The 10,811-nt window shown below is 35.9% G+C and carries 21 protein-coding genes; all 21 read right to left on the bottom strand.

Features of this window, described 5'->3' with window-relative positions:
* On the bottom strand, positions 1-471 hold a 471-nt coding region (locus GA0061074_RS08745), incomplete at its 3' end, for a phage terminase large subunit (protein WP_208855585.1).
* Entirely contained in the window at positions 458-1,246 is a 789-nt protein-coding gene (locus GA0061074_RS08740) for a terminase small subunit (RefSeq protein WP_092463980.1), read from the bottom strand. The genes GA0061074_RS08740 and GA0061074_RS08745, both read right to left, overlap by 14 nt.
* Positions 1,246-1,380: a hypothetical protein gene (locus GA0061074_RS09330; RefSeq protein WP_275668791.1), complete on the bottom strand. Its 135-nt coding sequence runs from the start codon at positions 1,378-1,380 to the stop codon at positions 1,246-1,248. The genes GA0061074_RS08740 and GA0061074_RS09330 overlap by 1 nt, the downstream gene beginning before the upstream one ends.
* Positions 1,381-1,453: 73 nt before the next feature.
* On the bottom strand, positions 1,454-2,083 hold the full coding sequence (locus GA0061074_RS08735) for a hypothetical protein (protein WP_092463977.1): 630 nt from the start codon (positions 2,081-2,083) through the stop codon (positions 1,454-1,456).
* A 2-nt stretch (positions 2,084-2,085) separates the two neighbouring features.
* Positions 2,086-2,874 (bottom strand): DNA-methyltransferase, encoded by a 789-nt coding sequence (locus GA0061074_RS08730; RefSeq protein ID WP_240005878.1) that lies wholly within the window; start codon positions 2,872-2,874, stop codon positions 2,086-2,088.
* 145 nt (positions 2,875-3,019) lie between these two features.
* On the bottom strand, positions 3,020-3,451 hold the full coding sequence (locus GA0061074_RS08725; protein WP_092463974.1) for an ArpU family phage packaging/lysis transcriptional regulator: 432 nt from the start codon (positions 3,449-3,451) through the stop codon (positions 3,020-3,022).
* Positions 3,452-3,735: 284 nt separating this feature from the next.
* Positions 3,736-4,158 (bottom strand): YopX family protein, encoded by a 423-nt coding sequence (locus tag GA0061074_RS08720; protein ID WP_092463971.1) that lies wholly within the window; start codon positions 4,156-4,158, stop codon positions 3,736-3,738.
* Positions 4,145-4,321, bottom strand: a complete 177-nt coding sequence (locus GA0061074_RS09145; protein WP_159426671.1) for a hypothetical protein — start codon at positions 4,319-4,321, stop codon at positions 4,145-4,147. Before GA0061074_RS09145 ends, GA0061074_RS08720 begins: the two co-directional genes overlap by 14 nt.
* Positions 4,322-4,324: 3 nt before the next feature.
* Positions 4,325-4,504, bottom strand: a complete 180-nt coding sequence (locus GA0061074_RS08715) for a hypothetical protein (RefSeq protein ID WP_092463968.1) — start codon at positions 4,502-4,504, stop codon at positions 4,325-4,327.
* 43 nt (positions 4,505-4,547) lie between these two features.
* Positions 4,548-4,985 carry a hypothetical protein gene (locus tag GA0061074_RS08710; protein WP_092463965.1) on the bottom strand — a complete coding sequence of 146 codons (438 nt, stop codon included), beginning with the start codon at positions 4,983-4,985 and terminating at the stop codon, positions 4,548-4,550.
* The gene (locus GA0061074_RS08705) at positions 4,986-5,513 is read right to left on the bottom strand and encodes a hypothetical protein (RefSeq protein WP_092463962.1); all 528 of its coding nucleotides are present in this window, start codon (positions 5,511-5,513) and stop codon (positions 4,986-4,988) included.
* Between the two features lie 189 nt (positions 5,514-5,702).
* Positions 5,703-6,023, bottom strand: coding sequence for a helix-turn-helix domain-containing protein (locus GA0061074_RS08700; protein ID WP_092463959.1), 321 nt, complete (start codon positions 6,021-6,023; stop codon positions 5,703-5,705).
* Entirely contained in the window at positions 6,001-6,699 is a 699-nt protein-coding gene (locus GA0061074_RS08695; RefSeq protein ID WP_092463956.1) for a putative HNHc nuclease, read from the bottom strand. The genes GA0061074_RS08700 and GA0061074_RS08695 overlap by 23 nt, the downstream gene beginning before the upstream one ends.
* Entirely contained in the window at positions 6,700-7,518 is an 819-nt protein-coding gene (locus GA0061074_RS08690) for a PD-(D/E)XK nuclease-like domain-containing protein (RefSeq protein WP_092463953.1), read from the bottom strand.
* 2 nt (positions 7,519-7,520) lie between these two features.
* Complete coding sequence (locus GA0061074_RS08685) at positions 7,521-8,564, bottom strand: recombinase RecT (RefSeq protein WP_092463949.1); 1,044 nt, start codon at positions 8,562-8,564, stop codon at positions 7,521-7,523.
* Complete coding sequence (locus tag GA0061074_RS08680) at positions 8,548-8,745, bottom strand: hypothetical protein (protein ID WP_092463946.1); 198 nt, start codon at positions 8,743-8,745, stop codon at positions 8,548-8,550. The genes GA0061074_RS08685 and GA0061074_RS08680 overlap by 17 nt, the downstream gene beginning before the upstream one ends.
* Positions 8,746-8,785: 40 nt before the next feature.
* Positions 8,786-8,965 carry a hypothetical protein gene (locus tag GA0061074_RS08675; protein WP_137604576.1) on the bottom strand — a complete coding sequence of 60 codons (180 nt, stop codon included), beginning with the start codon at positions 8,963-8,965 and terminating at the stop codon, positions 8,786-8,788.
* A gap of 55 nt (positions 8,966-9,020) precedes the next feature.
* Positions 9,021-9,281, bottom strand: a complete 261-nt coding sequence (locus tag GA0061074_RS08670) for a hypothetical protein (protein WP_042493171.1) — start codon at positions 9,279-9,281, stop codon at positions 9,021-9,023.
* Positions 9,282-9,316: 35 nt separating this feature from the next.
* Positions 9,317-9,658, bottom strand: coding sequence for a hypothetical protein (locus GA0061074_RS08665; RefSeq protein ID WP_092463941.1), 342 nt, complete (start codon positions 9,656-9,658; stop codon positions 9,317-9,319).
* A gap of 35 nt (positions 9,659-9,693) precedes the next feature.
* Positions 9,694-10,437, bottom strand: coding sequence for a phage antirepressor KilAC domain-containing protein (locus GA0061074_RS08660; RefSeq protein ID WP_092463938.1), 744 nt, complete (start codon positions 10,435-10,437; stop codon positions 9,694-9,696).
* Positions 10,438-10,471: 34 nt separating this feature from the next.
* Entirely contained in the window at positions 10,472-10,744 is a 273-nt protein-coding gene (locus tag GA0061074_RS08655) for a hypothetical protein (protein WP_092463935.1), read from the bottom strand.
* Positions 10,745-10,811: the final 67 nt, after the last annotated feature.

Raw genomic sequence — 10,811 nt, 5'->3', positions numbered from 1 at the left:
CTTGTTACGAATAAACGTTGGATTAGCTTGGTCAAATACTTCAGCTGATTTAACATTAGCTGCTTCTTCATACCAAACAGCAATAACATCCTGTATTTTATTTGACTTTAGTTTTTGTGGGTCATCAGCACCATAAAAATAGAAAGCTGAACCCGTTTTGATATGTTCAATCTTAAGCGGCGATTTGAACGACCTAAATTGGCTACCTAAGTGCAACATATCCGTAGCCCATAACACTTGCTCATAGACGGAATCACGCAAATAAGCTTGGTTTTCACGAATACAGATAACGTTAGCCCGATGTTTTTGAGTTGTTTGTAGAAACATATGCCAAACTAACCAAAGGCTAATTACAGACGATTTAAACGAACCACGGCCACCTTTAGCAATCACATAAGGACAATCTGTATTCCACAGCCTATCAAAGTGCGGATTAATTAACGTTGCAATATCAATATTAATCTTCTCCATTGTCTTTCATTCGCTCCTTTGTAGAATCTGACAGAATTACTTGTTGATTATCATTAGCAACTAATTCAATCTGCACCAAATAATCTAAGAGTTGCTTACGTGCTTTATCTCGGTCGTATAGTTCAATACGTGGTCCATCTTTACCCATGCTAATATTCTTAATTAGACTGGTATCAACTTTGTCTTGATTCTTGAATTGCACCCATGATCTATGATTAACTATCGGTTCATCATTAACATCTAACTGAACATTACCGTCTATATCTGTTTCAATGGCATCATAGTTGCCAAATGCCAAAAAGTCGCCAATGTCAGCTCGTGCCTCTTTAGCCAGGTCTTGGATTAGGTCAAACGTATTAACTGATAAGTCGTGTAACTTAGCTTTGCGAAGAGTTGCAATTGCTTGTTGAATGTTAGCATTTGTTAGCATTCGTGAACCATTTGCTCTAGCTATGTTGTAGGTTGAATCATAAGCATTTATATAGGCTTGAGTTGCATTAGAAAGTCGTACAAACTCCAATACAAAGGCTTTTTGCTTATCAGTCAACTCACTATCAGCTAGTTGGTCAATGACCTGTTTAGTTTCATTTTTGGGTGCAACCTTTTTACTTTTTGGGTGCAACCTTTTTTGAGGAGGTGCGCTTTTATCTCGAACCCATTCATAACGTCTTTTCCAAGACTTAATTGTATTGACAGAGACATCATATTTATCAGCAATATCCTTATACTTCATACCAGCCAAGTAGTCTTGCTTAGCCTGTTCTTTTAGATTCATTACATATCACCACCTCGTTCCTTATTAACTGACTTACGTTGCTTAATCTGTTCTTGTTTCTTTAATTCTTTTCGTTCTTTAGCATCCAATTTACCAATAATGGAGGCTTCAACGTTGCGATACCACGGTTCCATTCATGTTTACTCCTGATTTTCTGCAAAATAAAAAGGCCAGCACCTAAGTAACTGACCTGCGATATTTAATTTATTAATCTTTAATATTAACTTCTCTTCCGTATATATTGCCTAATACATCCATATAAACAACAACCAAGTTTTCTTTCTCATTTTTAAAAGATTCTTCTAATTTCGATAAGGGAATTGCTATTTCTTTAGATATTTCCCCAGGATAAACAGTTTCAAATTTTCGTTCTTCTATTAAAAAGTCGAAATCATAAATTTCAGGATCTTCACGATATTTATGATCTTTTTTCATTTCTTCATGATTATTTTTAACAATTTGATAGGTCGTGACATTGCATATTCCAATAAATTTAAAAGAACTTGTTGACACTCCACTATTAGTACCAGAACATACCAACTCTCTATTGCCACTGTAAAGAATTACTCCGTCATCATTCTTCTCTGAAATCAGTCTATCGTTTAAAATTATCTCAAAGTGGTTAGCATTTTGATAATTAAATTGATCAGCCTGTTGCTTTATTTGTAAGTGCACAAACCATATTGCTCCAAGCGATCCTACACCACTTACCCAATCAGCTATACTACCAATGTCATGATAATTATGAACTATTATAAAACCTATTATTGAACCTATAATTGTCGAAAATACAACTAGAACCAATAGGGGCATTTTCCTTATCCACTTATTACCCATTTTTAACTTCCTCCAATAGCCACAATTATACTACGGAAGATTTTTAAAATATTAGCATATTCAAAGTAAGAAATATTTTTTTGACCATGAATCCGGTCTACTGCAATATCATAGAATTTCTTGTTTAACTCAATACCAATAAAATTACGATTTGTTAACTTAGCAGCAACACCAGTTGAGCCACTGCCCATGGTATTGTCTAATACTAAATCACCTGGCTTTGTATAGGTCTTAATCAAATAGCTAAGCAAATTAACTGGTTTCTCAGTTGGATGTACACCTTTGCCATGCACGGATGGTTGTTCATACTCCAATACGTCAATTGGATAGCGCTCACCTTTGTTATCCGTTACCACTGTTTTCTTAGTTGCCCGGTAATTACGTGCCAAACGTGGCTTAGTAACCGATTTATACGGTTTACCTTGTCTCATTTGTGGGTTGTAGGTAGGCAACTTTTTATAGAAAACAAGAATTTCTTCTACGGTTCGTAACGGCATACGTTTAGCATTTAAAAAGCCAACAGCTCGTGCTTTTTTCCAAATCCATTTATAACGATACATCTTCTCGTTTGATGAGATTAAATGATTGGCAAATAAACCTTGACCAAATAACACAATCGCACCATGTTCTTTAATGATCCGATTGTACTGTCCCCACAACTTATCAAACGGAATTAACACATCCCATTCATTAGCCGTTGTGCCATAAGGCAAATCCGCCAAAATCATATCAACTGATGCATCAGGTAACTTAGACATTTCTGTCAATGTTTCACCATTTATTAACTTCACTATTCAATTCCTCCAGGTAATCACAGCCTACTGCTGTCTTCTTTATCAATTATTCGACTTTATCATAATACAACGTTTAGTACGCACTATGTGGCTGACAAATGCGCGCTTTATGCGAACTAATAGCGAACATATAGCGAACTTTTTACACTTTGTATTCCCGATAATCGTATGTATCTGCAAAAGCTTCTGCAAAGCCTAAAAATGCTTCATTAATAATCTCTTGTCCACGTTTTGATGAATAACCAGTTCGTTCTTCAACTTCTAACCACTTTAAACCTTTGAAATAACGTAATTCTAGGAATGATCTATGTGGCTGTTTCATCCCCTGACAAGCTTGAATAACATCTTCTACCCATTTAGATGCTTGTGCATGAATGGAATACTTAGCATCATTTGCATTTCCAGTCATCCCGCTACTTGGCATGCCACTAATAACGGGCGACTTTACATCAACAAAGCTGATATGCGCCCTATTCTGAATAATTGGCCAATCGTGTTCAAAGAAACGACGGACATTCTCAATTGTTGCTTTTTCATCTAACTCAAAATCACCTAATAATCCTAACAACCCCATTAGAACAACCTCCACGTAAACTTTTTATCTTATTTCATTTATTGGCATCCGTTAACCCAAACAAAACCGGCTTACACAATTTCTTGCATAAAACGGTTTTACATCTGCTACAATGTTCCAAAATATCCTAATATAGCTATTGCCAACAGCATTAAGAAGAATATAAACGTAATAAATTTTTCCATTTTTCTAATTCATCACCTCAATCACCGTTTCGCATATCACGCCAACAATTGTTACTAAGGCTATTAGAAGCATTGCTAATTTGACAGGCTTAATATTTTTCATAACTCAGCTCCCCTTGTTTCTTCGACTAGTTCCATATTTTCATGTCTATTACCTATGACTTTTAAATTATAAATATCAGAATGTGATAAGAAAGGCAGAAGATTATCTCGTACATTTTCATGCTTGAAACAGAAGCGAGCTTCTAAGAATGTAATTTCATCAAATCCAATGCTGCGCCTTGTTCCTGTACGCAATATTTTGACAATGTCGCCTTCATAAATATCAGTGTCGTTCATATCCTTTAGGCCAGTCCACTGTTCAACAACACATCCCTGGTTATCTGGAACATCATCAAAGTAATGGTAATCATCACTTTCAATCAAAGTTCCTGCTTCTTCCAAGGCATACTCACCGCCATAGTCACTACTGAAATAGCAGTGATACATTTCATTCCAAACTCTAAATTTAAAATTTTTCATTATCGTCAACCTTTTCAATCGTCATTTTGAATTTTGTGCCGTTATCTTGTAATGTGAATGGAATAGTGCATTTGCGTAACCACTTATCACCATCCATCTCAATTGCTGTTTCTAATGCTTCTTTGCCTAGCACAAGTTGTGCTTCAAGTAGTCCTTCACTCATTTATCAACCCATACCCTTTAATTCAACAATTGAGTAACCACTATTTGTATGTTTGCGCTTGCCTTTTTTCATACGGCTAATCGTACTGGCAAACGATCCAGCAGTTAAATTTGTAAATGTCATTTCTTCTTGCTTGTCATCAACTAAGAAAGGCAACCCTTCTTTGTCATATACGCCATACATTTTTTGACGGGCTTCCAGTCGTTTCACCCTTGGCTGTTTGTTCTTAGTCGTTCCAATCTATTTCAACTCGAGGGTTGTCTTTATCAATGCCCCTGAAATCGTCATATGTTGCCACTACGAAGTTTAAATTGTCGTTTGGCATAAATACTTGGCCACGAACTGAACTGGCCTGAAAAGCATCAAAAATGAACTTATGTGTGAACGTCCAGTTATCTAAGTCCGTCCTGTGGTCAGGAAAATACCAACTAAATTTAAATTTGGTGTTCTTCTCAATCGGTTGCAAGCCATCAACCATAGCTTGGTCAACAAGTGGCATGATTTTTGCTTGAATTTGATGTTTGCGTTTATTAGCAACAATTCGTCCAGCCTTCATACCATGGATCAATATCCAATTATTCAATGTCATCTTCACTAAGCGCATCTTGCCTTGCTTTTTCATTGGCAAAATAAATACATTCAGTGGTATTACTAGTTTTGCCATTTAAAACCTCTTCAAAACTTGGTGGCCTGTTGCTGTTAATCCAGTTTTAGCTTTATTAGCCATTCGTTCAGGCCGTGTATTTCGTAACTCAACTAACAAGTTCCATGAAGCCTTGCCCATTTCTTCAACAGTGTTATAGCCTAGCTGTTTAGCTAATTTCTCATTTTGCTTTTGAATTTGATCAGATGTAGGTATAAGAACGTTTGATTCTCGTTGATTATCAGTTGATCTTTCATTTCTGTTATTTTCAAATTTGACCATTTCATCAACACTAGTTAATCCATTTGCAATCCATGTATCAACATAATCTTTAACATAACCACCGGTCATTTTTTTATTAGTTGTCAGTCCTTTTTTCTTAACTAGCCTAATAGCTGAAATTAACATCTTTTTTGCTTCAAGATAGTCATGAGTTTGATTTTGTAGTTGAGATAAAAATTTAATAATGTCATTGTTTGAATAACCATTGTATTCAATGTCTGCTAACTTCCACTCATTTTCTACCTGTGAATCTGCTTGTTTATCCATAATTTATATCTCATTTTATGTGTGTTGGTGCTGGTGTTAATTGCTAACTTTATTCCCATACTTTGATAGCGGCTACTCCAACACCAGCGCCTTGATATTCTTAATAATTGATATTCTTATAATATTGATATTCTTAGGGGTCATTTTTACCACCGGTGGAAAAACCATACTCTGGTAATTGCCTCTATATCAACATTCACCAGGGTACGTTTTTTCGTACACTGGTTTTTCACGAACTATTCGTTCCCACTCTTTAAATCGCCCTTGCTTATCCCGTAGCGGTTTGCGGTCAATATAGCCTGCTAATTCTAATTCATGTAATTGAGCTTTAACCCATCCTTCTTTTCTGTTTAAATCTTTTGCTATTTTGCTATTTCGAAAGACCCATTCATCCGACATTGACAACATGTACATCAGCAATCTAAATGCACTGTTTGATAAACTTGCATCACGTAATGTTTCATTTGGTATTTGGCTAAAATGACTTTTACGTCGTTCTCGTCTGATCATTATCAATCTCCTTCATTCGTTTATATGTCATAATTCCGAGTTGATTTAGCGTTTGAGCATTTAATTTAATGCCTTTGACGTGATATTTTTTCTTGAAAGTAGGCCAGCCTAACTGATGTGCTTCCTGGTGGTGTTCTCTGCATAAAGCAATTAAATCTTTTTTTCTATGATCAACAAGAGCTCTATCATTTCCCATTCCTACCGTATCAATGTGATGAACATCAGCACGTTCCCCACAAATGACACAGGAACGATACTTCAATGACTGGTACATATATGCATCCAAATCGTCCTGATAAGTTAGTCCGCTGTGCATCATTGGTATGTGATGTTTAATTGCATAATCTAACAAGAAAGTGATAAATTCTCTTGCTGTCGTCATATCAGCATCTGAAAAGCTAAAATAAGGATGTCCCGTCTCTGCTGTGAACAAATATTTCATCCACTCTTTGGCTTCTTCAGGTAAATATCCCGTATATTTAGCAATCTCTCCCATCACGGCATAAGCTTTCTTACGTTGCAAGTTACTCAATTGCCTTTCATCTTGTACTTCAACGACCACTTGTGGTTGACCATCTTTAGTAAAAAGAGACAAATTAGCTAGCTCTTCACGATTGTCAAGATTAATAACCACTTGATTACCTTTGATGGCTGTAATTCGTCCCCATAAATCCATTTACAAAACTCCTACATGTTCTGGATCAACACGATAGGTTGACCGATATAATCGACTATATGTTTTTGCTTGAACAGGTTGTACCTCACCGTTGATTAATTTCACAATATGGTCTTGATTGGCTAGTATTTCACGCATTCCACTATCCAAAGTATCTTGGTCAATTTTATAAATGTCAGCCAATGGCTCATCCTCTTTGCTTACAGCAACCACGTACACTTCAAAATCTTGACCCGTCATTTGCTTTAACATTTCCTGATATGCTGCCATTTGAATGTGATAACCACGACTAACAAAGAAATTTGTATATTCATTGTAGTAATCAGACCATTCACCACCAACTAAGCCATGGAATTCTTTCAACGATTTAACAGTTTTAAAATCTATAAAATACCGTTCTTCTAAATTGACTGCATCTAACTTCCCACGCCATGCAACTCCATTGATATCGCCATCAATCACATATTCTTTGTCAGGCGCTCCATTAACAAGCGCCATAATCACAGGGTCCAACTCAATTCGTTTAATCATCTTTTGAGCTACCTTAAATTCACTCTTTAACTCACCTCTTGACTTACCACGTTGTGAAATGATTTCTGGATGATTATCTTTAAATTCTTGATGTGCTTCTTTACTTTCAAAATATGAATGCAAGAAGTTACCAACTAACAAAGCAGTTTTGTTTTCAAAAATATCGTACATCCCCGCCATATTAGCTAGTGCTTCAGCTTCACCATTGAATAAAAAGTTTTTAAAGTTTGATGCATGCATGTGCACATATGCATCTTTTGGATCATAATAATTTAGTTCTTCTGCCATAACTATTCACCTTCTTTCGAATCATTAAACAAATCGCCTAGACTAAATCCATCATCATCATCAAGAATGATTTCTTCATCATCTTGAGTTGCCTCATGATTGTCCTCTGCCTTTTCTGAAACATCTTTCACAGGTTCTTCAGGTATTTGTTCATCTTTGTTTGAAACGTCATCAGAAGCCAATTCTGGCTGTTCTACAGATTCTTGTTCTTTATCACTTTTTTCTGGCTCAACTTGCTTCTGTTTTTTTGGCTTTTCAGCTTGATTAGGAGCAGCCTTAGCCATTCGTGTCAAAGCATTTTGTTTTGGCTTTTCAACTGGTTGTGGGGTAACATCTTTTGGATCATCACCAAATTCATTTGCTGTCGTACCATTAATTGCTGCAATCAAATTATCATCATCACTTGATGTATTGATGATGTTCTTCGCAGCACGGTTGATAACCGTACGCTTAGCCATTTCTTCAGGGAACTTCTTGTGCACGTTATTAGTCCGTGCTTGTGTCCAAGATGTGTCGATTTGTTTCTTAGTCATGACTTCATATTGCTTATGTCCGTCAGCCTTAGTGATAACTGCATATGCACCAATGATTTCGTTATCTAACTTCATGAAATCAGTGTGATGAGCTACCACTACTAGCCCACCATTGTCATCATAATCAACATCAAACTGTTCATCCTTACGAACAACATAAGCTTGAATATCTTCGATATTCTTCAAGCGTTTTAAGACTTGTTGTGTTCCGAAATAAGAACGTTGCATTTGTAATTGATTGCCGTAAGCGATGAAATAGACTTGAGTTTTAGCTGGACTTAATCCCTGTACAACCATATCGAACAATGTTTTCTTAATTGAATCAGCTGAAACTTTGTTAATTCCATTGACTGTTGGTAACATTGCGACTGCCTCTTGCAAAGCATTAGCAACATGATAACCATCAGGAACTTTGAAACCTTGTGATTGAACCAGGCCCTTAAAATCGGCTGTTACTGAGTTTGCAACTAGTTGTTGTGATGCTGTATTTGCGATATTAAAAGTCTCTGTCATTTTGATATTCCTCCGTATTAACTGCACTTCCGTATGAGATTAAGTAAGCCATTGCTTTCTCAAGGGGAATATATTCGTTGTCGATTTCGACAACGTCATCCCCAATTACGATTTCATCACCTTCAAAATCATAGCCCCAAGGCTCTTCATCATCTGGTGGATCTATCAAGTCATTTGGCATAAGCGCCTCCTTATGTTAAGTTAGAAGGGTAATTGAGCTTCTAATTCAAATTACCCAAGCCATCACTCATGCCAATGAGTAGATGGCTATTTTTATTTAAAAATTTATGTAGATTATTTGATAACCATGGTGCTACCAAAGCATCTGTCCTCAATGTCCGAAACATTCGAATAGCATCCGTTTCTGTTCCAAGCTCTAAAGCAAGTTCTTCATCAGTCATGCCAAGAATTCCAGCTATTGCAACGACTCTTATAAAATCTATACGAGACATCATTTTATTTTGAATTTCCATCATCAATAATTCCTTTTACCCGCTTATTTGCAACTTTTTTACCATCAGTTAAAACAAAAATAAACCAGGCTACCATCAAAAATCCTAAGCTGATAATGCGACTGATAACTTTTAAAACCAGTGCCAATTCATCCCAGAAAAAGTAAATCAATCCAAGTAACATAAGAACTGCTATCATTGGAGCAATGAAATTATTAAATGTGATTTGTAAAGCTAATAAAAAATCTTTCGTTCCTGTTGACATATTATTGTTGCCTCCTAAATTACCTTGCCAGTTACCTATCTTCTTTTATTAGTAACTTCCCCAGCATGTTCTGCAATGTATTGTTGAACCTTTCTACCGTGATATAAGAGTTGTCTCTCCCCTTTTGGAATTGTTAACCCTGGCTCAGCTTCAACTCGTCTACGCCAGTAAAGATTAAAGTCGCCTAAACTCATACCACCCAAGTAATCTTCTAAGGTTCGCTTGTCTTTTGGTGTTTTATTTGTTCGATTTAATTGGACAAATTCATCATGATGTAAAATATTTTGTTCAGCTAACGCAACTGCTTGTTGAATTACTGATTCACTTAAATGTGTCAGCATTTCAATTGGCAATTGTATTGTTGCTTCTTCTGCCATTCTCTATACCTCCAAATAATTCTTAATTAACATCACTAACCAATTTTCATTTGATCATCACGTGCAAGAAACTTATTAACAAAATATTGCTGTCCCTTACCGGTAACCTTGGTTGTAAAAGTTAATCGAATTGACCCATCCGGATTTGTATGAGAACTCTCTTTCACTTCGAATAACCCTTGGTCAATGTAACGTTGCGTTGGACGGTTACACTGACTACCCGATTTGTGTAAATAGCCATTATCACGTAGATATGCAAATAACCTGTTTTGCCCGATTTTCACACCATTTTGTGAAATCAACTTAGCTAAATCACCAACCAGAATTGATTGCTTACTTGTATTTACTGCATCAGCAAATACTGCTTTAGGTTTCATCTCTTCAATAATTTTGTCCTTGTGGTCTAACATCATTTGAGCTGACTTCAAACCCATTGCCATTTGCATTCTTGGGTCAGCCATCAATGCTTTATGTTCTTTTTCAACTGCAATGAAGTAATCACGAACTTGATTACCTTTGGTAGTTTTAGTCATCATTGCAATATGCTTTGCCATGTCGACCATCAATTTATAGTCCTGAAGCGTCCTTACTGCCCCATTATTTACAACCGTAGGTAAACCTACACTTGTAAAATCAACACCTTCAACATACATATCCTTGTATCGAGCAATCCAGAGACTAAATCTCTCTTTAATTCCCAAACCTTTATATAATTCACGAGCACTAACTAGTTGATCACCTTGTTCATTCGTTTGAACTTTGATTAATTCATTATTCATTTTTAATTCTCCCTTATTTATGGATAATTACGTTTCATTTACTAAGATACGGTAGAAATGATGGCGGTATGTCAGACCCTCCGGGATAATGAATAATTACCCTAAGGGTCTTTCTTTTTGCATCTTCCCACTCGTTCATAAATAGCCCTTCAAAACTTATTCTTTTAACAAACTGTAATGATTCACCATCAACAATGACTTTAGTTGTTCCATCTACTTCTGAAATAATTTCAACATTATGTTTTGTTAAATCGATTTCTATTTCTTCATATTTATTTTTGATTACTTTACTAATTTCTTCGTTCATGTATTATTACTTCTCCTTATAAGTCTGTAATATTAAACAATGTGAATATCTTCTTACGAATTGCCTT

Origin of the sequence: Weissella bombi (genome assembly GCF_900094835.1) — a bacterium.
GTDB lineage: Bacteria > Bacillota > Bacilli > Lactobacillales > Lactobacillaceae > Weissella > Weissella bombi.
This window is presented reverse-complemented; position numbering and strand designations above follow the sequence as displayed.

Coding starts and splice junctions, on each gene's coding strand:
- GA0061074_RS08720 (WP_092463971.1), bottom strand. CDS start 4,158: ATGAAAAATTTTAAATTTAGAGTTTGGAATGAAATGTATCACTGCTAT.
- GA0061074_RS08665 (WP_092463941.1), bottom strand. CDS start 9,658: ATGGCAGAAGAAGCAACAATACAATTGCCAATTGAAATGCTGACACAT.
- GA0061074_RS08660 (WP_092463938.1), bottom strand. CDS start 10,437: ATGAATAATGAATTAATCAAAGTTCAAACGAATGAACAAGGTGATCAA.
- GA0061074_RS08695 (WP_092463956.1), bottom strand. CDS start 6,699: ATGGATTTATGGGGACGAATTACAGCCATCAAAGGTAATCAAGTGGTT.
- GA0061074_RS08735 (WP_092463977.1), bottom strand. CDS start 2,083: ATGGGTAATAAGTGGATAAGGAAAATGCCCCTATTGGTTCTAGTTGTA.
- GA0061074_RS08710 (WP_092463965.1), bottom strand. CDS start 4,985: ATGGCAAAACTAGTAATACCACTGAATGTATTTATTTTGCCAATGAAA.
- GA0061074_RS09145 (WP_159426671.1), bottom strand. CDS start 4,321: ATGAGTGAAGGACTACTTGAAGCACAACTTGTGCTAGGCAAAGAAGCA.
- GA0061074_RS08700 (WP_092463959.1), bottom strand. CDS start 6,023: ATGATCAGACGAGAACGACGTAAAAGTCATTTTAGCCAAATACCAAAT.
- GA0061074_RS08680 (WP_092463946.1), bottom strand. CDS start 8,745: ATGCCAAATGACTTGATAGATCCACCAGATGATGAAGAGCCTTGGGGC.
- GA0061074_RS08690 (WP_092463953.1), bottom strand. CDS start 7,518: ATGGCAGAAGAACTAAATTATTATGATCCAAAAGATGCATATGTGCAC.
- GA0061074_RS08725 (WP_092463974.1), bottom strand. CDS start 3,451: ATGGGGTTGTTAGGATTATTAGGTGATTTTGAGTTAGATGAAAAAGCA.
- GA0061074_RS08685 (WP_092463949.1), bottom strand. CDS start 8,564: ATGACAGAGACTTTTAATATCGCAAATACAGCATCACAACAACTAGTT.
- GA0061074_RS08670 (WP_042493171.1), bottom strand. CDS start 9,281: ATGTCAACAGGAACGAAAGATTTTTTATTAGCTTTACAAATCACATTT.
- GA0061074_RS08715 (WP_092463968.1), bottom strand. CDS start 4,504: ATGTATGGCGTATATGACAAAGAAGGGTTGCCTTTCTTAGTTGATGAC.
- GA0061074_RS08740 (WP_092463980.1), bottom strand. CDS start 1,246: ATGAATCTAAAAGAACAGGCTAAGCAAGACTACTTGGCTGGTATGAAG.
- GA0061074_RS09330 (WP_275668791.1), bottom strand. CDS start 1,380: ATGGAACCGTGGTATCGCAACGTTGAAGCCTCCATTATTGGTAAATTG.
- GA0061074_RS08675 (WP_137604576.1), bottom strand. CDS start 8,965: ATGACTGATGAAGAACTTGCTTTAGAGCTTGGAACAGAAACGGATGCT.
- GA0061074_RS08655 (WP_092463935.1), bottom strand. CDS start 10,744: ATGAACGAAGAAATTAGTAAAGTAATCAAAAATAAATATGAAGAAATA.
- GA0061074_RS08705 (WP_092463962.1), bottom strand. CDS start 5,513: ATGGATAAACAAGCAGATTCACAGGTAGAAAATGAGTGGAAGTTAGCA.